Origin of the sequence: Isoptericola sp. NPDC056618 (genome assembly GCF_042792715.1) — a bacterium.
Lineage (GTDB): Bacteria > Actinomycetota > Actinomycetes > Actinomycetales > Cellulomonadaceae > Isoptericola > Isoptericola nanjingensis.
Map to the genome: position 1 here is coordinate 70,355 of NZ_JBHTVZ010000010.1, position 19,292 is coordinate 89,646.

Sequence of the window (19,292 nt, forward strand, 5' to 3'; positions counted from 1 at the left end):
CGGCGGGCCGCTTCCGCGCGACAGCACGCGCTGACCTCCGCATACTCGTGCCCATGCAGCCCACGACGTCGCAGAGCACCGTCATCACCACGGGCCGAGGGTGGTGGTGGAAGACCCTCGTCCTCGGCATCCTGCTGTGGGCCGTCACCGCCGCCGTGACGTTCAGCACGCAGAACTCGAACCTCATCCCGACGGTGATCCTGCTCGGCAGCTTCCTCGTCCCGTTCAGCGTGGTGCTGTTCGTCGTCGAGAGGGCCCACGGCTCGATCGACATCATGCTGCTGCTGGGCGCATTCTTCTTCGGCGGCATCTTCGGCGTGCTGGGCGCGTCGATCCTGGAGTCGCACCTGTCGCCGTCGCTGTGGATCTACGTGGGCGTGGGCGCGATCGAGGAGGCCGTGAAGATCGCCGTGTTCCTGGTGGTCGGCGCCCGGGTGGCGCACAAGACCGGGCTCACGGGCGCGCTGCTCGGCGCGACGGTCGGCGCCGGGTTCGCGGCCTTCGAGTCCGCGGGCTACGCCTTCAACGCGAGCCTCACCCGCCTGGGCCAGATCGACCTGAACTCCCTGCTGCAGACGGAGGCGGTCCGCGGGCTCCTGACGCCGGTGGGGCACGTGCTGTGGACGGCGATCCTGGGCGCGGCGATCTTCGGCGCGGCGTCGGCCGCCGGCAGGTACCGGTTCACCGGCGGCGTGCTGCTCGCCTACCTCACCGTGGTCGCGCTGCACGCCCTGTGGGACTCGATGGGCTTCATCTCCGCGTACCTCGCGATCAAGGTCACCGGCGGGGTGCACTACGAGCTCGCGTACGGCCAGCTGCTGCCCGCCGCGTCCGACAACGCCTCCACCTGGTCGACCGTGTTCTACGTGGTCGGGCTGGTCGTCATCTCCGCGCTGGGCGTGCTGGCCCTGCGGCACTGGTCGCGCACGAGCGCTCAGCAGGTCGCGCCGTCGGCCGGCACGTCCCCGTCCACGAGGTAGGACTCGACGGCGTCGGCCACGCACGTCCGGGACGGCTGGTACGCCGTGTGCCCCTCGCCCTCGTAGGTGAGCAGGACACCGGAGTCGAGGGTGCTCGCCAGGCCCTCGGCCCAGACGTACGGGGTGGCAGGGTCGTTGGTGGTGCCGACGACGAGGATCGGCGCGGCGCCCTTCGCGTGCAGGTCGAACTCCTGCTCCACCTGCGGGTACTCCGCGCCGGCGCAGGTCAGCCCGCCGTAGCCGAAGAACGAGCCCATCGTCGGCGCGTCCTTCTCGATGGCGGCGGCGTCCGCCCGCATCTGCTCGACGTCGGTGGTGGCCCGGTCGTCGAGGCAGCTCACGGCGCGCATCGCCTCCTCCGAGTTGGTGGCGTAGCTCCCGTCCGCGTTCCGGTCGAAGTACTGGTCGGAGAGGTAGAGCAGCGCGTTGCCCGTGCCCTGGTTGATCGCCTCGTCCAGGGCCTGGGTGAGCGCAGGCCAGCTCCCCTGGTTGTAGAGGGTGACGGCGATGCCGTAGAACGCGAGGCTCTGCGTGACCGTGCGGCCCGAGCTCGACGTCTCGTACGGCCGCTCGTAGGCGTGGTCCAGCACCTGCCGGATCTGCTGCATCCCGTCGTCGACCGACCCGGACAGCGGGCAGCTCGCGCCCGCCTGGCAGTCCTGCACGTACGCCCGCAGGGCGTTCTCGAAGCCGACGGCCTGCCCGTGGGAGATCTCCTCCGAGCTGAGCGTGGTGTCGATCGCGCCGTCGAGCACGAGGCGGCCGGCACGGTCCGGGAACAGCCCCGCGTACGTCGCGCCGAGCTGGGTGCCGTAGGAGAACCCGAGGTAGTTCAGGGCGTCGTCGCCGAGCACCGCGCGCAGCATGTCCATGTCGCGCGCCGCGCTCTGCGTGTCCACGTGGCCGAGCACCTCGCCCGAGTTCTCGGCGCACGCGCCGTTCCACGCCTCGTACTCCTCCTGCATCGCCTGCAGCCCGGCGTCGGTGCTGCGGTCGAAGTCCTTGGCCAGCGACTCGTCCTTGCGGGCGTCGTCGAAGCACGTCACGGGCGTGGAGCGCTGCACGCCGCGCGGGTCGAAGCCGACGATGTCGAACGCGTCCTGCAGCCGCTTGCCGAAGATCGACCCGTCCGACTGGGCGTCGCTCTGCACGAAGTCGACGCCCGACGCGCCCGGCCCGCCGGGGTTCACCAGGAGCGAGCCCTCCGGGTCCTTGCCGTCCGCCGGGTTACGCACCAGGGACAGCTCGATGCTGCCCGCGTCCGCGTCCTGCCAGGAGAGCGGAGCCGACGCCGTCGCGCACTGCAGGCCGTCCTCGCAGTCCTCCCACTCGAGCGCCTGCCCGTAGTACTGCTCGAACCCGTCCGGCGCCTGCAACGCCGCCGGGCCGGAGGCCGAGCCCACCGGCGACTGCTCCTTGGCGGGCGCCGTGCACCCGGCGAGCAGCACCGCCCCGGCGACGACGACGGACAGGCCGCGCAGGCCGGAGCGAGGACGACTCGTGCGGCGGAGGCTCGGGCGGGGGGTGGTGCGGCGGGCGGTCGGGCGGCGCTCGTCGGAGATCACTCGCCCAACCTACCGTCGCCGCAGCACCTGCCCCGACGTGCTCAGCCCCCGGCAGGGACCCAGACCACCGGGCCCGCGGTGGCGTCCTTCGCGCGCGGCGACACATCGACCTCGCCCAGGTCGCCGAGGCGCACGGTCACCGGCGTCCCCGCGTCGGCGTCGGGCGGGACGGCGACGGCGCTCGTCGTCGGGGCGTAGTCCATCGTGCACGGGCCCGGATCCGGCTCGACCATGCCGACGACGACGGCCTCGTGCGCGTCGTCCCAGCCGCCCTCGGCCTCGGCCAGGCGCGGGCACGAGCTCGACCCGTACGTCACGACCAGCAGCACGCCGGGTGTGGGCGACCAGGCGACGCCGGCGGGGCTGTCGAACGTCCCCTCCGCGCCCTCGGGCAGGCCGCGCACGTGCTCCCCGGGCGCCGGCGCGGCACCGTCGGAGGGTGCCGGGCTGGTCGACGGGCTGGTCGACGGGGTGGGCGACGGCGACGCCGGGGTGGACGACCCGGACGTCGGCCCGCTTCCCGGCGAACCACCGGAGGCGCAGGCCGTCACGAGCACGGCGAGAGCGGCCGCGGCGCCCGCCAGCAGCGGGCCGCGGAGAGCGCGGAGGGGGCGAGCCGTCACGGGGCGACCGTCTCGCTGACGTCCGCGAACCGCAACCGCTCCGGCGTCTCCTGCGGGGCCGCCTTGCGCAGGAAGTCCCGCCGCTTGGCCGCGAAGCCGCGCCGGTCGTCGAAGATGTCCCGCGCCATCTCGGCGAGCTCGATGGTCCGGTAGTACGACAGCGGGCGGCGGGGCGCACGCACCCGGGCGGCCGCGGCGGCCTCCGCGCGACCCTCCGGCGTCGCCAGCGCGGCGGCGCGGTCGGCCAGCCACGCGGCGAACAGCTGCGGGTCGCGCGGGCCCACGGCGTCCACCAGGCCGGTCCGCGCCGCCTCCGCGACCGACACCGGCAGCTTGTCGCTGAGCAGCCGGTCGGCGTCGACCTCGCCGAGGCGGGACGCGACGGTCCACGTGTGCAGCTCGGAGCCGAAGATGCCCATGTCGTAGTACGGGTTGAGCACCACGCCGTCGCGGGCGACGACGACGTCCGCGCACAGGCCCGCCATCACGCCGCCGGCCCCGGCGTTCGCCGTGAACGCGGCCACGGTGAGCTGGTCGGCGGCGGCGATCGCCTCGCACAGGTCGTCGATGGCGCGGATGTTCGCCCATGCCTCCGCGGCCGGGTCGGCGGCCGCCTCGATCGCGCCCAGGTGGATGCCGTTGGAGAACGCGTGCTCGGTGCCGCGCACCACGAGCACCCGGGTGTCCTCCGTGAGCGCCTTCTCCACGGCCGTGGTCAGCCGGCGGCACTGGGCGGTGTGCATGGCGCCGCTGTACGACCGGATCGTGAGGTAGCCGACGTCGCCGTCGCGCTCGTAGACCGATTCCGCGAGGGCCGCCGGTGCCGGACGGAACGGCACCCCGGCGACGTCGAGCACCCACGACGCGGGCAGCTTGGTGCCGCGCTTCTCGGCCAGGGTCGCGGCGTACCCGACCCACAGCGTGCCGTCTCCGGTGGCGATCGCCACGGCGTCCTCGTCGCGCCCCACCACCATGCCGGGGGCGGCCAGCGGGTCCACCGGCTCGGGGACGGCCACGGCGTCGAACAGGCAGAAGCGCGCGCCCTGCAGCGTCGCGGGGGCGCCGGGCGCGCCGTCGGCCGCGGCGATCGTGCGCGCCAGCTCGGCGGCGGGGCGGGACAGGTCGAGCTCGAACGCGGCCCGGCGCAGCAGCGGCAGCTCGCCGGTGCCCGGCACCTCCCGCTCGAGGCGGTCGACCGGCGTCGGCTCCTCCCCCGCCGCGACCTTGCGCAGCACCTCCTCGACGCACACCAGCGCGGCGTCGGCCACGAGCCCGTTGTACAGGGCGCTCTTGGCGATCGGCGCCTGCTGACCCGTGGGCAGGGCGAACGTCGACGTCGCCCACACGGGGCCGGCGTCCATCTCCTCCACCGTGGACAGGGCCGTCACGCCCCAGCGGTCGCGGCCGTCGAGGATCGCGTGGTCCAGGGAGGAGGGGCCGCGGTCCCCCACCGGGCCCGGGTGCACGACCACGGTGGTCCAGCGCCGCCACACGTCCTCGGGCACGCGGTGCTTGAGGAACGGCGCGAGGATCAGGTCCGGGCCGATCTCCTCGACCCGCGCCGTCAGCTCCTCCGGCGAGCCGAACGCCGGCGCCAGCTCGACGCCCACGTCGTGGCCCCGGTCCGCCAGGTGCCCCCACACGCGCTGCGTGAGCCCGTTGAACGCCGAGACGAGCAGCAGGATCCTCATGCCAACCCCCAGTCTGGTCGCGGGGCCACCATGGCCCCCGCCGCGGAACACCTCACCGCATGAAGGGGTGATGAGGCAACTGTCGCCGCAGGGACACGCGCGGGATGGTCAGCCCTGGGGGCGGAGCGCGACGGCCATCGCCTCGAGCGCCAGGAGCGGCGCCACGTTGCCCTCGAGCCGCTCGCGCGCGACGCCGATCGCGTCCATCCGGCGGATCGTCTGCTCCGGCGTCGAGTCCGCCGCCAGCGCGCGCACGGCACCGTCGTGCTCGGCGTTCACGAGCTCGACCGTGGCGCCCAGCTGCACCACGAGCACGTCCCGGTACAGGGACAGCAGGTCCACCATCGACCGGTCGAGCACGTCACGCTGCCGGCGCGTGGCGCGCCGCTTCTGGTCGTCCTCGAGCTGCTTGAGCTGCGAGCGCAGCCGGGGCGGCAGGGTGTCGCCGTCCTGCACGCCGAGGGCGCGCATCAGCTCCGCCTTCTCGACGGCGTCGCGCTCGGCGGTGGCCGCCAGGGCCTCGGCCTTCGCGACGTCCACGAGCTCCCCCGCCGCGAGGACGGCGTCCCCGACGCCGCGGATGCGCCGCGCGATCTCGAGGACGGCGTCGCGGCGCTCGCGCGCGTCGGCATCGCGGGCGAGACGCCGCGCCAGCCCGACGTGCGACTGCGCGGCGCGCGCGGCCGTGAGCGCGACCGCCGGGTCGACGCCGTCGCGGCGCACGAGCAGGTCCGCCACGTCCTGGGCGGGAGGCACCCGCAGCACGACGCCGCGGCATCGGGAGCGGATGGTGGGCAGCACGTCCTGCGCGCTCGGGGCGCACAGCACCCAGACGGTGTGCGGCGGGGGCTCCTCGATCGCCTTGAGCAGCACGTTCGTGGTGCGCTCGGCCATCCGGTCCGCGTCCTCGACGACGATCACGCGGTACCGGCCGGACGACGGCGTCCGCGCCGCGGTCATGATGAGGTCACGCACCTCGTCGATGGTGATGACGACCTTGTCGGTGGCCACGACCGTGAGGTCGGGGTGCGTGCCGGCGAGCGTCGTGGTGCAGGCGTGACACCTCCCGCAGCCGCCCGTCTCGCCGTCCGTGCCGGTGCACTGCAGCGCCGCGGCGAACGCCCGCGCCGCGACCGACCGACCCGAGCCGGGCGGGCCGGTGAGCAGCCACGCGTGCGTCATCGCGGCCGGGTCCGTGGCCGCGCGGAGCAGGGTGGCGACGGCGTCCGGCTGCCCGACGACGTCGTCCCACACGCTCACTCGAAGCCCTCCCCGGCCGTGCCCTGCTCCGTGCCCTGCGCCATGTCCTGCGCCGTGTCCCGGTCGGTGTCCCGCGCGGCCGCGGCCTCCTCGACCACGGGCGTGAGGTCGAGCCGGGCGGCGACGTCGACGCGCACCTGCGCCTGCACGTCGTCCAGGCTCGCCGAGGCGTCCACCACGACCCAGCGCTCGGGATCGGCGGCGGCCCGGCGCAGGAACGTGTCGCGGGTGCGGCGGTGGAACTCGTCCCCCGCGCTCTCCAGCCGGTCCGGCTCGCCCGACAGCCGAGCGGCCCCGACCATCGGATCGAGGTCCAGCAGCACGGTGACGTCGGGGAGCAGGTCGGCCGTGGCCCACAGGGAGAGCGCCTCGACCTCCTCCTCCGACAGCTCCCGGCCGCCGGCCTGGTACGCCACCGAGGAGTCGAGGTAGCGGTCGGTCACCACGACGGCCCCGCGCCCGAGCGCCGGCCGCACCACCGTGGCGACGTGGTGGGCGCGGTCCGCCGCGTACAGCAGGGCCTCCGTGCGCGGGTCCAGGTCCTCGCCGTGCAGCACCTCCCGGCGGAGCGTGGCCCCCAGGTCCGTGCCGCCCGGCTCGCGCGTCACGACCACCTCACGGCCGGTGACCTCGTGCAGCCAGTCGCCCAGCAGGCGCACGTGCGTGGTCTTGCCTGCGCCGTCGCCGCCCTCGAACGAGACGAAGTACCCGGGTGCGCTGCTCACTCCCGACACCCTAGCCGCCGTGACCGACGACACCGCCGCCCGCCGTAGCGCCGGGCTCCGTGCGGGGGCACGATGGCAGTGATCCCTCGACACGCAGGAGGTTCGATGTCCACCCAGCCGCAGCCGTCCCAGACCGTGCTCAGCGAGGAAGAGTGCTGGGCGCTGCTCGCAGGGCAGAAGACCGGCCGGCTGGCCACGTCGGTGGCCGGCGAGCCCGAGATCTTCCCCGTGAGCTTCGCGGTCGCCGACCAGCGCATCTTCCTGCGCACCAAGCCCGGCACCAAGCTCGCGGAGGTGACGATCAGCCCCCGCGTCGCGTTCGAGGCCGACGAGATCGGCGACGACGGGGCGTGGAGCGTCGTGATCAAGGGCCGCGCGCAGGTCCTCGAGCGGGAGGAGGACGTGGCCGAGGCCCGCGCGACCGGCCTCGTCAGCTACCTCGAGGACGGCAAGACCATCTGGGTCCGCATCACGCCGAGCGAGGTCTCCGGCCGCCGTCTGGTCCCGGGCGACCTGCGCTGACCGGCGCGAGCGCCCCGCTCACTCCCCCGGGTAGACGACGCCCACCTGGCGACGGACGTCGTCCATGGTGCGCATGACCTCGAGCGTGCCGTCCCACGACATGCGCGGGCTCTCGACGTCCCCCGACGCGATCCGGCGGGCCACCTCGGCCGCCTGGTACTGCTTGCCCTCGCCGCGGAAGCCGTCGTACGCCCAGGTGGCGCCGTCGTGCCGCTCGACGGTGAACGACGTCGGCGCGTAGAAGGTGCGCGCCACCTCGATGCGCCCCTCGGTGCCCGAGATCACGGCCGTGTTGGCGGTGCGCGACCACAGCGTGGTGGACAGCGTGGCCTGCGTGCCGCCGGGGTACCCCAGCACCATGCCGATCTGGCCGTCGACGCCCGTCTCGGTGAGCGCTCCGACGGCGGTGACGGTCTCGGGCGCGCCGAGCAGGTCCTGCGCGAAGGAGACGGGGTACACGCCGAGGTCCAGCAGCGCGCCGCCGGCCAGCCCGGGCGCGTAGAGCCGGTGGGCGGGGTCGAACGGGAACTGCTGCCCGTGGTCGGCGATCACGCCGACGACGCGGCCGATCTCGCCGCGCGCGATCACGCCGCGCAGCGCCGCGACGTGCGGCAGGAACCGCGTCCACATCGCCTCCATGACGAAGACGCCGGCCTCGCGGGCGGCGTCCAGCACCTCGCGCGCCTGCGCCGCGTCCCGGGTGAAGGCCTTCTCGACGAGCACGTGCTTGCCCGCGCGGATCGCCAGCAGCGCGTGCTCGTGGTGGTGCGAGTGCGGCGTCGCGACGTACACGACGTCGACGTCGGGGTCGGTCACCAGGGCGTCGTAGTCGCCGTGCGCCCGGGCGCCCGGGGCGTGCGCGGCGGCGAACGCCTCCGCCTTGGCGACGTCGCGCGAGCCCACCGCCACGACGGACGCCGCCGTGTGCTGCCGGACGCCGTCGGAGAACGACCCGGCGATGTTGCCGGCGCCGAGGACGCCCCAGCGCACGGCCGGCGCGGTCCGCGGGTCGGGCACCGTCCCGGCGAGGTCGTCGGTGGTGAGGCCGGGCGCGAACGAGGCGGGTGTGACGTCGGTCATGGCCGACACCGTACCCGCCTCGTCCGCGCCCTCGCGCGGGTGCCCGCGCCTACTTCTTGGTGTGCGCCACCGACAGGTCGTACCCGGCGTCGAGGAACGTCAGGTCGCCGGTCGGCAGGTTGGACACCAGCGTGGCGAAGTCCCGCTGGTTGCCGTTCGCGCACTTCGTGACGAAGCCGGCCTGGGAGATCTGGTCGCCCGTGAGCCGGTAGACGAAGTTGCCGGCCCCGTCGGTGATCTCGAACGTGTTCGTCACGCCGGGCGTGAGGTCGCACGTCGCCACCACCTGGAGCGTCCAGTTGTTGTCCTGGACCCCGGTGGTCTCGACCCACTGACCGGCCTCGGACGAGACCGCGGCGGCGCCGCCGTCCACGACGACGTCGTCCACGAACCAGCCCGTGTCGAGGTAGGCCGCGTCGGTGGAGTACCGGAATCGCACGTCCGTCGCCCCCGCCGGCAGCTGCGCCGTGAGGTGCACGTACTCCGGCTCGTCCACGAAGTAGGCGCCGCCCGACGTCCCCGTCAGGCCGTTGCCCTCCGTGTTGTTGCCGTGCGGGTCGTCGTCCGTGGTGACGGTCGCGCCGGCGTCGTCGACGAGCGGCACGGTGACCCACTCGCCGCCCACCTGCGCCTCGACGAACCCGTAGTCCCAGCCCTCCTCGATGAAGTGCCAGGTCCAGAAGTCGAGGCTCGCCACGGCGCCGTCCGTCTCGACGTCGAGCACGTTGTCCGACTGGCTCTCGTACCCGCCGTACCAGTGGGTGTCGCCGGTGTGCGGCGCCACCTCGGAGGTGTCCTCGCCGTCCAGCCCCACCGTGACGCGCGGCCCCGGGTTGCGGAACCGCTCCACCTGGATGCCGTACGGCAGGGCGACGGGCGACTGGCCGTTCGCGCGCCGGTCCCACTTGGCGTCCGGCTGGGCGCCCTGGTTGGAGCCGCGGCCCTCCCAGTACTGGTCGTCCGCGATGTCGATCGTCCAGTCCGTGAAGGCCGGGTCCCCGAAGTCGACGGCCTTGATGTCGAACAGGTCGCTGTCCTCGTCGTCGAGGTACACGGCCACGGCCCAGTCCTGGTAGAGGGTCGCGACGTCCGGCAGGTCGGCGCCGGTGGCCGCGTTGAACTCGTCGAGGGCCGCCTGCACGCCGTCCATGCCGTCGGCCTGGTTCGCGAAGATCTGCTGGATCAGCAGGTCCCCGCCGGCCCCGTCGTACGTGAGATCGGGCGTGTAGGTGCCGTCACCGTTGCCGCCCGCGCGCTCCCACAGGTACTGGAAGAACGTGTACGCGGCGCCGTAGTTCTCCAGCCCGCCGGCCCAGCGGGTCAGCGACGTCTCGGCGTAGAACACCTGGTGGTAGGTGAGGTGCGAGCCGCCGACGTCGTAGCCGTTGAGGAAGACGGCGAAGTCCGCGAGGCCCTCGTCCACCCAGGACAGCTCGCCGGGGTCGCTGTAGTGGTGCAGCAGGTGCTCCAGCTCGTGCGCCACGACGCCCTCGTACAGCTCGGGCTGGTCGTTGTCCGGGTCGTCGTCGTTCCACGGGGCGTCGGCGCCTCCGAGCCGGTTCTGCCAGTCGAAGGCGTCGATCACGATGGCGTTCATGCCCACCGAGTCGATGAAGTCGGGCGCGAAGTAGCCGGCCGTGTACGAGGTCTGCTCGCAGTCGTAGTACAGCTCGTCCTGGACGTTGTAGACGACCATGACCAGGGAGTCCGTCGCGGGCTGGGCCGGGTCGGCCGCGTCCATCTCGCCGTAGTGCTCCTCGTCCACGGCGACGATCTGGTTCGACAGCTCGTCGCCGAGGAAGTCGATCTGCGCCTGGGTGAGGGTGAAGTCCTCCGCGGTGAGCTCACCGCACGGCTCGAACTCGTCGTCCGGCGCGTGGTCGAACGACGGGTCGAGGCTGTTCACCCCGGTCGGGGCGCTGCCGTCGAGCGGCGTGCCCGCGGGCACGTAGACGTACACGGGCGTGCCGTCCGGTGTCGTGCCCGAGTACGCGCGGTCGAAGTCCTGGTCGTACGTGCCGCCCGCGGCGCTGTCGTTGATCGGGAGGGTGATGACGTCGTCGCCCGGAAGGTTCTCCGGGTCGGCCGCCGCGACCGCGGGTAGCGACGCGGCGGCGGTCAGGAGCAGCGCGCCCGCGCCGCTCAGGAGGATGGTGGCTCTGCGTCGTGCACGGAGCATGGTGGTTCTCCTCTGGGCCGGTGTCGCACGTCCTTGTGCGGCCATCGCTCATGAAACCACCGTCGGCCCCGCCGCGGGGCATGGTTGCCCGAGGCCGAGGCCGAGCGCCGACGCCCGACGGCTCAGGCGGGAGCGCCCAGCGACGCCGCCACCACCCGGTTCGCGACGTCCCGGACCTGCTCGAGCTCGACCAGGCCCAGCCCGCTCGCGGCGACCACCTTCGCCGGCACCTCCTCCGCCCGGTCCCGCAGCGCGCGGCCGGGGGCGGTGAGGTGCAGCTCGACGACGCGCGCGTCGCCGGCGCCGCGGCGCCGCTCCAGCAGCCCCTGGCGCTCCAGCCGCTTGAGCAGCGGCGAGAGGGTGCCCGGGTCGAGCAGGAGCCGCGAGCTCAGCCCGGTGACCGTCGTCGTCGCGCCGGCGCGGTCGTCCTGCCACAGCCCGAGCATCACGAGGTACTGCGGGTGGGTGAGCCCGAGCGGCTCGAGGATCGGGCGGTAGATCGACACCATCGCCCGGGCCGCCGCGGAGAGCGAGAAGCACACCTGCGCCTCGAGGCGCAGCGGGTCGTCGGGCAGGTCCATGCGCCCACCCTACGGTTCGACATATAGTTGGCGCACCAATGGTTGGCCCACCAAGTTTTGTGAGGGAGCGTCATGGCACGCCGCGAGGACGACGACCGGACCTGGGGCATGAAGGTCACGGAGAGCCTGCTGCGGTTCTTCGGGCCCGCGTCCATCCGGCGCACGCCGCCGATCCCGCCCAGCGCGGAGGACCTGGCCCGGGACGCCGCGCTCCGCAGCTCGCTGCAGCGCGTCACGCGCCCCGACGGCCACGTGTACCTCGTCGAGCGCAAGGACTGACCCCCCGCTCACAGCACCGGCGGCGCTACTTCTTGGCGGTGGACTTCTTCGCCGCGGGCTTCTTCGCGGCAGGCTTGCGCGTCGTCGTGCGCTTCTTGGCCGGGCCGGCGGCCCGCTTCTCCGCCAGCAGCTCGATCGCCCGCTCGGGCGTGATGCTCTCGGGCGTCAGGTCGCGCGGCAGCGTCCGGTTGGTCTCGCCGTCGGTGACGTACGCGCCGAAGCGGCCGTCCTTGACCACGATCGGCTTGCCGCTCGTCGGGTCGTCGCCCAGCTCGCGCAGCGGCGGCGTGGCCGCCCGGGCACCCCGGCCGCGCTTGGGCTCGGCGTAGATCTTCAGCGCCTCGTCCAGCGTGATCGTGAAGAGCTGCTCCTCCGACGCGATGGTCCGCGAGTCCGTGCCCTTCTTGAGGTACGGGCCGTAGCGGCCGTTCTGCGCGGTGATCTCGTCGCCCGACTCCGGGTCGGTGCCGACCACGCGCGGCAGCGACAGGATCTTCAGGGCGTCGTCGATCGTCACCGTCTCGAGCGTCATCGACTTCAGCAGCGACCCGGTGCGGGGCTTCGGCTGTGCAGCCTTCGCCTTCTTCTGCGCCGCCGCCGACAGGCTCGGGTCGATCTCCGGCAGGTCGAGCACCTCGGTCACGTACGGGCCGTAGCGGCCGTTCTTCGCGATGATCTCGTTCCCGGACACCGGGTCGGTGCCGAGCACCTTGCCGTCCTCCGCGCCCGCGGCCAGGAGCTCGCGCGCCTTCGCCACGGTGAGCTCGTCGGGGGCGACGTCGTCGGGGATGGACGCGCGCGGCGGGTTCTCCCCCTCCGCCACCTCGGCGCCCAGGTCCTCGACGTACGGGCCGTACCGGCCCACGCGCACGCGGATGCCCTCGCCGATCTCGACCGAGTTGATCGCCACGGGGTCGATCTCGCCGAGGTTCTCCACCAGCTCGTGCAGACCCCAGCCGGTGCTGTCGCCCGAGCCGTCGCCGAAGTAGAACCGCGTCAGCCAGGCCACGCGGTCGCGGCTGCCCGACGCGATCTGGTCGAGGTCGGCCTCCATCTCGGCCGTGAAGTCGTAGTCGACCAGCCAGCGGAAGTGCTCCTCGAGCAGCCTCACGACGGCGAACGCGAGCCACGTCGGCACCAGCGCCTGGCCCTTGGTGCGCACGTAGCCGCGGTCCTGGACCGTCGAGATCGTCGCCGCGTACGTGGAGGGGCGGCCGATGCCGAGCTCCTCCAGCGCCTTGACCAGCGACGCCTCGGTGTAGCGGGCGGGCGGGGTGGTCGAGTGCCCCTCGGCGGTGAGGTCGTCGCCGCGCAGCGGGTCGCCCTCGGCCATGCGCGGCAGCCGCGCGTCCTTGCCCGACGCGCCGGCGCCGTCGCCCTCGGCGACGTCCGTGCCCTCCTCGTAGGCGGCCAGGAAGCCGCGGAAGGTGATGACGGTGCCGGACGCCGAGAACACGGCGTCGCGGCCCGCGAGCCCGCCCGCGGCGTCGGCGAGCGAGGCCCCCAGGCGCACGGACGCCGTCGACCCCTTGGCGTCGGCCATCTGCGAGGCCACGGTGCGCTTCCAGATCAGCTCGTACAGCTTGAACTGGTCGCCGGAGATCTCACGGGCCACCTGGGCGGGGGTGCGGAACGAGTCGCCCGCGGGGCGGATCGCCTCGTGCGCCTCCTGCGCGCCCTTGTTCTTGGAGGCGTACAGGCGCGGGGCGCCCGGAACGTACTCCGGGCCGTACAGCTCGGCCGCCTGCCGGCGCGCGGCGTCGGTCGCCTCCGCGGACAGCGACGGCGAGTCGGTCCGCATGTAGGTGATGTAGCCGTTCTCGTACAGCGCCTGCGCGGTGCGCATCGCCTGGCGCGCGCTCATGCGGAGCTTGCGGCCGGCCTCCTGCTGCATCGTCGACGTCGTGAACGGGGCGGCAGGCTTGCGGGAGTACGGCTTGGTCTCGAGCGACCGGACGGCGAAGGCGGCGTCCGCGAGGCCCGCGACGACGGCGCGCGCCGACGCCTCGTCGAGCTGGACCACACCGGTACGCACCTTGAGGCGTCCGCGGTCGTCGAAGTCGCGGCCGGACGCCACGCGGTCGGCCCCGAGGCCGGTGAGGCGGGCGCGGAACGCCTGCCCCGCGTCGTCGCCCCCGGTCGGGGCGAACTGCCCGGCGACGTCCCAGTAGTCGGCGGGGACGAACGCCATGCGCTCGCGCTCCCGCTCCACGACGAGCCGCGTCGCGACGGACTGCACGCGGCCCGCGGACAGGCCCTGGCGCACCTTGCGCCACAGGACCGGCGACACCTCGTAGCCGTACAGGCGGTCGAGGATGCGGCGGGTCTCCTGCGCGTCGACGAGGTCCTCGTCGAGCTCGCGGGTGTTCTCCAGCGCCCGCAGGATCGCCTCGCGGGTGATCTCGTGGAACACCATCCGCTTGACCGGCACCTTGGGCTTGAGCTCCTGGATGAGGTGCCAGGCGATGGCCTCGCCCTCGCGGTCCTCATCGGTGGCGAGGTAGAGCTCGTCGGCCTCCTTGAGGGCCTTCTTCAGCTCGCGGACCTTCTGCTTCTTGTCCGCGTGCACCTCGTAGTAGGGGTCGAAGCCGTTGTCGACGTCGACGGCGAACTTGCCGTACGGGCCCTTCTTCATGTCCGTCGGCAGGTCGCGTGGCTGCGGCAGGTCGCGGATGTGCCCGACGCTCGCCTCGACCTCGAAGTCGTCACCGAGGTAGCCCTGGATCTTGCGGGCCTTGGTGGGCGACTCGACGATCACGAGCTTGCGTGGCTGGGGCATCCGTTCCTGCTTTCCCTGGTGCTGCGGCGGTGCGGGCGGCGTGCTGCTGCGGCGGTGATGGTGGCCGGCCGACCGGTCATGTCACGGTACGACATCTGCTCGTCACTTCCCCGACACGGCCGCCGGGCGGCACTCTACCGAGACGTGCGGCGGGGCTGCGCGGTGAGCTGGCGGAGCACGAGCAGCGCCGCGAACGCCGCCGCGGTCACCGCGAGCACGCCCAGGGCGCCCGCCGCGTACGCCGTGAGGTCCGGCGACAGGGGCACCGGGTCGCCGTTCGTGACGAGCCCCACCAGCGTGCCCCCGGAGACCACGACGCCCACTGCCGACGCGGCCAGCAGCAGGCCCGCGACGACGTACGACGCGGGCGCCGCGTACGACCCGCCCGGGCGGCGCGGCTCGTCCGTCGACGACGCGGGCGTGAAAGCGCACACGGCGGCCCCCCACGCCAGGACGACGAGCAGCGCGGCGACGACGTCCGACGGGCGGTGCCACTGCCCCACGAGCGTCGAGACGCCGGTGGCCGCCGTGTAGGCGGCCCCGAGGATCGCGACCACCGGCCGCCAGGCCCGCGGCGTGACGAGCAGCAGCGCGACCGACACCGACGCGGCCACGGTGGTGTGCCCGCTGGGCAGCGTGTTGGGGCCGGTCCACCCGGGGAGCAGCTCGGGCCGGTCGAGGACGCCGTGCTTGAGCACCTGCGTGGTGACGTTCGCGCCGCCCACGAGCACCGCGACCTGCAGCGCCAGCACCCAGCGGCGCCGCACCAGGGCGACGAGCATCGCCGCCCCGACCCCCGCGACGACGAAGGCCACGGAGACGACGTCGAGCACCGGCTCCGCGACGCGCCACAGGCGGCCCTGGCCGTGCGTGGCGCCGAGGAACGCGAGCTCGTCGACCCGCTGGCCGGCCGTGGTGCCGACGAAGAGCCGCCAGGTGAGCCACACACCGAGCGCGGCGAGGACGGCGACCACCGCGGCCGCGACCCGCGGCGCGGTCCGTGCCTGCGGGACGGCCCGCGGTCCGCGCCACGCGCCGACCGGCAGGATCGGCGCACCGACGCCCGCCGTCCCCTGCGAGGGGGTCGGCGGCGTCTGAGGGCGCGTCTCCGTGAGCACGGGACCACGCTACCGACTCCGGTGTGTCGGAAACGTATGCGCCGGGTGGGGACCTCTCCCCGCTAGGGGGCGGTGTGCCGCAGGGTGACCGTGTTGGAGAAGACCGGCCGCACGTTGTGGTCCCGGGGGATGAACTGGACCTTGATGAACGACTTCCCGGGCGAGCCCGACAGCAGCACCCCGGGCACGCGGATGGTCCGCCACCCGTCGTCGACCTTCCACGACCAGTTGGTCCAGCAGCCGCCCCAACGGGACTGGCGCGACTGCGGGTCCCGCGTCCAGAGGCACAGGCGGCCGCGCTCGGGGAGCCCCGCCGTCCTGATCGCGACGGTCGCGCGGACCGAGCGGCGGTCCGACCAGTCGGCCGGAAACGACGTGCGGTCCATGCGGAACGTGACCTGCGGGCGCGCCGGGGCGACCTTCTGGGTCCAGCCGCGCTGCGACCGCTCGAAGGTGGACGGCCCGACGTACTTGACCACCATGTACTGCTCGTCACCATCCTCAGCCGGCCTCACGCGGGTGGCGGGGACGTACAGCGACGCCTTCCCCCGCGAGAGCGTGGCGGAGCGCAGCTTGTGGCCGTACGACCAGAGCTCGACCCGGCCCGTCGGCGTGGCGCCGGGCGACGAGACCGTCACCGCGACCCGGCGCCCCTTGCCGTAGGTCCACGTCCTCCCGGTCGACACCGCGACGGACGTGGCCCGGGGGCGCACGACGAGCGGGTGCCACCGGTCGACGCGCTCCTCGTACTCCGGGGCGCCGTCGAACTCGACCGCCAGGGACGAGTCGCCGAACGCGAGCCTGCTCGCCGGGAACCGCAGGGTCGCCTTCCCGCCCACCACGGCGGCGGAGGCCAGCGACTTCCCGTCGCTGCTGCGCGTGACGGACACCCGCCCCACGGGCGTCCCGAGCGTGGACGTGACCCGCACCGGCACGACGACGTCCGAGCCGTAGCGGACCGAGGACGGCACCGTGGCCTTCAGCGTGACCGGCTTGCTCGTGGCGTGCACCCGGGCACCCCAGCTCGACACGGGGCCCCCCGCGGCGGTCGTGTGCTGGAACCGGAGGGTCCGCCAGCCGGGCACCTCCGTGCCGTCGAGGGCGAACGCGGCGACACCGTCGACCAGCGGCGCCGAACGCTCCACGCCGCCGCCGAGGTCGACCGTCACCTCGCCCTCCCTCGGCTCGTCCGTGCCGGTGAGGTCGAAGCGGAGCTCGTGCGCGTCGCCGTAGTACCACTCCGTCGCGCTCAGCAGCGGGGCCGTGGGGTCGGCGAGCTCGATATCGACCGCGCCCCACGACCGGACGGGGTACTGACCGGTAGCCGGGTCCACGGCCGCGGACGTGTCGACGTGGCGCACCACGACGCGGTGCAGGCCTGCGGCGTCGTCGACGGTCGGGACCACGATCGTGGCCCGACCGTCCGTCAGGGTGGCCCGCCACAGGGACGAGCTGTAGCCGTCGGCCATCCAGATGACCTGGCCGACTCCCGGCGCGCCGTCGTGGGTGACGGTCACCTCGAGGGCGACGTCCTGCCCCGTCCACCAGCGCTCCTCGGTCGGGACCACGACGGTGGCGTCGCCGCCGGCGTCGTCGGCCGTCGCGGGCGGGACGACGAGCCCCGTCGAGACCAGCGCGAGCGCGACCACCGCACCGATCGCCCCCATCCACCGCCGCACTCCTGCGCCCACGCGCACACCGCCCTCCGTCGAGACTGCGTGGAACATAGCGGCAGGTCAGGCGCCGATCCAGACCTCCGAGGGCACCTTTTGCCCAGTTTGCCGAACTTCATACCACCCTGGGGTATCCAGTCGGCGGGCGCCGACCGGCCGCGGGCGGCGACGAGGGTTCAGCGGGCGAGCTCCGGCGGCAGGCCGGACGACGCGCCCGCGCCCACGAGGGCCGGGTCGTGCAGGTGGCAGGCGACCCGGCGGGCCTCCCCCGTGCTCGGCGGGCCGAGCACCGGCCGGACGTCCCGGCACACGTCCATCGCGTGCGGGCAGCGCGGCGCGAAGGGGCACCCGGCGCCGAGCCGCTGCAGGTCGGGCGGGGCGCCGGGGATGCCGGACAGCTCGCGCCGCGGGCCGTGCAACGGCGGGAACGACCCGAGCAGCCCCGACGAGTAGGGGTGCCGCGGCCTCCGGTAGACCTCCTGCGCGGTGGCCTCCTCCACGATCTCCCCCGCGTACATGATCGCGATGCGGTCGGCGACCTCCACCAGCAGGGAGACGTCGTGGGTGATGAGCACGACGGAGAACCCCAGCCGGTCGCGCAGCTCCATGATCTGCTCGAGGATCTGGCGCTGCATGACGACGTCGAGCGCCGTCGTCGGCTCGTCCATGAGCAGCACCTGCGGCTCCAGGGCGAGCGCCATCGCGATCATCACGCGCTGCCGCATGCCGCCGGACAGCTGGTGCGGGTACGCGCGGACGCGGTCGGCGGAGATGCCGACCATCTCGAGCAGCTCCGCGGCCCGCGCCTCGAGGTCCCGGGGCGACAGCCCGGGCCGGTGTGCCCGGATGCCGTCGGTGAGCTGCCGCCCGATCCGGAAGACCGGGTTGAGGGAGCTCATCGCACCCTGGAACACGATGGCGACATCGCGCCACCGGGCGGCGCGCAGCTGCGCGTCGGTCAGGCCGAGGACGTCGCTGCGCCGGCCGTCGCGGTCGGTGAGCCACACCTCCCCGCCGGTGATGAGGCCGGGCGGCGGCAGCAGCCGGGTCGCCGCGTACGCGAGGGTCGACTTGCCGCAGCCCGACTCCCCCGCCAGCCCCAGCACCTCGCCGCGGTGCAGCGTGAGGTCCACGCCGCGCAGCACGTGCGTGGGGTCGTCGCCGAAGCCGTAGTCCACGTGCAGGTCGCGGATCTCCAGCACGGGCTCGCTCATCGTTCCTCCTCGCCGGGCCGCGAGGCCCGCCACTGGTCCCGGACCACCGGGGTGAAGCCGACGCGCGGGCGGATGCCGCGGCGGCGCAGGGTGCGGGCGTGCATGCCGGTGCTGCGCAGGCGCGGGTTGACCAGCTCGTCGATGCCGAAGTTGATCAGCGTGAGCGCCATGCCGAGCAGGGCGATGCACAGGCCGGCGGGGACGAACCACCACCAGGCGCCGCGCTGCAGCGCCAGGTTGTTCTGGGCCCAGAACAGGATGGTGCCCCAGTTCCACTCGCTCACCGGCGTGATGCCGATGAACGCGAGGGTCACCTGGCTCAGGACGGCGAACGTCACGGTGCCGACGAAGCCCGCCGCGATGATCGCCGTGAGGTTGGGCAGCACCTCGGCCAGCACGATGCGCCACGTGCGCTCGCCCGTGGCCCGGGCGGCCTCGACGAAGTCCCGCTTGCGCAGGGACAGGGTCTGGGCACGCAGCACGCGCGCGCCCCAGGCCCAGCCCGTGGCGCCGATGACCAGCGCCACCGTGATGCCGCCGGCGCTCGGCAGCTGGGCCGCGATGATGATGATGAGCGGCAGCTGCGGGATGACGAGGAAGACGTTCGACAGGGCCGACAGCCCCTCGTCGCCGAGCCCGCCGACGAAGCCGGCGGTGACGCCGACGATCACACCCAGCGCGGTGGCCCCGAGCCCGGCGACCAGCCCGACGACGAGCACGCCGCGCGTGCCGACGATGATCTGCGACAGGATGTCGCGGCCCGTGTGGTCGGTGCCGAGCCAGTGCGCGCCGGACGGCGGCTGCAGCAGGGCGGTGCTCACCTGGTCGGGGTCGTAGGGCGCGATCCACGGCCCGACGACGGCGAGGATCCCGAAGAAGACGAGGATCACGACGCCGACGAGCGCCTTGGAGTTGCGCAGGAACAGCAGCCGCGGGCGCCGGCCCGGGCGCGCGACGCCCTGACCGACGTCGTCGGTCCCCGTGGGTGCCGCGACCTCGATCGCGGTGGTCGATGTGGCCATG

The 19,292-nt window shown here is 73.8% G+C and carries 16 protein-coding genes; 3 read left to right on the forward strand and 13 right to left on the reverse strand.

What is annotated here, in order from left to right; genetic code table 11:
* Positions 1-53: 53 nt before the first annotated feature.
* Positions 54-980 carry a PrsW family glutamic-type intramembrane protease gene (locus ACFQ8T_RS13410; protein WP_430547018.1) on the forward strand — a complete coding sequence of 309 codons (927 nt, stop codon included), beginning with the start codon at positions 54-56 and terminating at the stop codon, positions 978-980.
* Here the strand turns inward: ACFQ8T_RS13410 and ACFQ8T_RS13415 are convergent.
* From ACFQ8T_RS13415 to tmk, 5 genes are all read right to left on the reverse strand, one after another.
* The gene (locus ACFQ8T_RS13415; protein ID WP_430547019.1) at positions 935-2,545 is read right to left on the reverse strand and encodes an alpha/beta hydrolase; all 1,611 of its coding nucleotides are present in this window, start codon (positions 2,543-2,545) and stop codon (positions 935-937) included. The two genes, ACFQ8T_RS13410 and ACFQ8T_RS13415, sit on opposite strands and share 46 nt — an antisense overlap.
* A 41-nt stretch (positions 2,546-2,586) precedes the next feature.
* Positions 2,587-3,168, reverse strand: coding sequence for a hypothetical protein (locus ACFQ8T_RS13420; protein ID WP_430547020.1), 582 nt, complete (start codon positions 3,166-3,168; stop codon positions 2,587-2,589).
* On the reverse strand, positions 3,165-4,859 hold the full coding sequence (locus tag ACFQ8T_RS13425) for an enoyl-CoA hydratase-related protein (RefSeq protein WP_430547021.1): 1,695 nt from the start codon (positions 4,857-4,859) through the stop codon (positions 3,165-3,167). The genes ACFQ8T_RS13420 and ACFQ8T_RS13425 overlap by 4 nt, the downstream gene beginning before the upstream one ends.
* A gap of 108 nt (positions 4,860-4,967) precedes the next feature.
* On the reverse strand, positions 4,968-6,119 hold the full coding sequence (locus ACFQ8T_RS13430; RefSeq protein ID WP_430547022.1) for a DNA polymerase III subunit delta': 1,152 nt from the start codon (positions 6,117-6,119) through the stop codon (positions 4,968-4,970).
* Positions 6,116-6,844: a dTMP kinase gene (tmk, locus tag ACFQ8T_RS13435; protein ID WP_430547023.1), complete on the reverse strand. Its 729-nt coding sequence runs from the start codon at positions 6,842-6,844 to the stop codon at positions 6,116-6,118. Before tmk ends, ACFQ8T_RS13430 begins: the two co-directional genes overlap by 4 nt.
* 105 nt (positions 6,845-6,949) lie before the next feature.
* Here tmk and ACFQ8T_RS13440 point away from each other — a divergent pair, with 105 nt between their 5' ends.
* Positions 6,950-7,366, forward strand: a complete 417-nt coding sequence (locus ACFQ8T_RS13440; protein ID WP_430547024.1) for a pyridoxamine 5'-phosphate oxidase family protein — start codon at positions 6,950-6,952, stop codon at positions 7,364-7,366.
* Positions 7,367-7,384: 18 nt separating this feature from the next.
* On the opposite strand, the gene ACFQ8T_RS13445 is transcribed toward ACFQ8T_RS13440, so the two are convergent.
* From ACFQ8T_RS13445 to ACFQ8T_RS13455, 3 genes are all read right to left on the reverse strand, one after another.
* Positions 7,385-8,446: a Gfo/Idh/MocA family protein gene (locus ACFQ8T_RS13445; RefSeq protein ID WP_430547025.1), complete on the reverse strand. Its 1,062-nt coding sequence runs from the start codon at positions 8,444-8,446 to the stop codon at positions 7,385-7,387.
* Between the two features lie 49 nt (positions 8,447-8,495).
* A complete protein-coding gene (locus ACFQ8T_RS13450) occupies positions 8,496-10,625 on the reverse strand; it encodes a hypothetical protein (RefSeq protein ID WP_430547026.1) in 2,130 nt (709 codons plus the stop codon).
* A 122-nt stretch (positions 10,626-10,747) separates the two neighbouring features.
* Positions 10,748-11,206 (reverse strand): MarR family winged helix-turn-helix transcriptional regulator, encoded by a 459-nt coding sequence (locus ACFQ8T_RS13455; RefSeq protein ID WP_430547027.1) that lies wholly within the window; start codon positions 11,204-11,206, stop codon positions 10,748-10,750.
* A 72-nt stretch (positions 11,207-11,278) separates the two neighbouring features.
* Here ACFQ8T_RS13455 and ACFQ8T_RS13460 point away from each other — a divergent pair, with 72 nt between their 5' ends.
* Positions 11,279-11,485, forward strand: a complete 207-nt coding sequence (locus tag ACFQ8T_RS13460) for a hypothetical protein (protein ID WP_429736341.1) — start codon at positions 11,279-11,281, stop codon at positions 11,483-11,485.
* 25 nt (positions 11,486-11,510) lie between these two features.
* Here the strand turns inward: ACFQ8T_RS13460 and topA are convergent, their stop codons facing one another.
* From topA to ACFQ8T_RS13485, 5 genes are all read right to left on the reverse strand, one after another.
* Positions 11,511-14,264, reverse strand: coding sequence for a type I DNA topoisomerase (topA, locus tag ACFQ8T_RS13465; RefSeq protein WP_430547028.1), 2,754 nt, complete (start codon positions 14,262-14,264; stop codon positions 11,511-11,513).
* A gap of 134 nt (positions 14,265-14,398) precedes the next feature.
* Positions 14,399-15,382, reverse strand: coding sequence for a phosphatase PAP2 family protein (locus ACFQ8T_RS13470; RefSeq protein ID WP_430547029.1), 984 nt, complete (start codon positions 15,380-15,382; stop codon positions 14,399-14,401).
* 62 nt (positions 15,383-15,444) lie between these two features.
* Entirely contained in the window at positions 15,445-17,049 is a 1,605-nt protein-coding gene (locus ACFQ8T_RS13475) for a hypothetical protein (RefSeq protein ID WP_430547030.1), read from the reverse strand.
* Positions 17,050-17,231: 182 nt separating this feature from the next.
* Positions 17,232-18,269 carry an ABC transporter ATP-binding protein gene (locus tag ACFQ8T_RS13480; RefSeq protein ID WP_430547031.1) on the reverse strand — a complete coding sequence of 346 codons (1,038 nt, stop codon included), beginning with the start codon at positions 18,267-18,269 and terminating at the stop codon, positions 17,232-17,234.
* Positions 18,266-19,291: an ABC transporter permease gene (locus ACFQ8T_RS13485; RefSeq protein WP_430547032.1), complete on the reverse strand. Its 1,026-nt coding sequence runs from the start codon at positions 19,289-19,291 to the stop codon at positions 18,266-18,268. The genes ACFQ8T_RS13480 and ACFQ8T_RS13485 overlap by 4 nt, the downstream gene beginning before the upstream one ends.
* Position 19,292 lies beyond the last annotated feature (1 nt).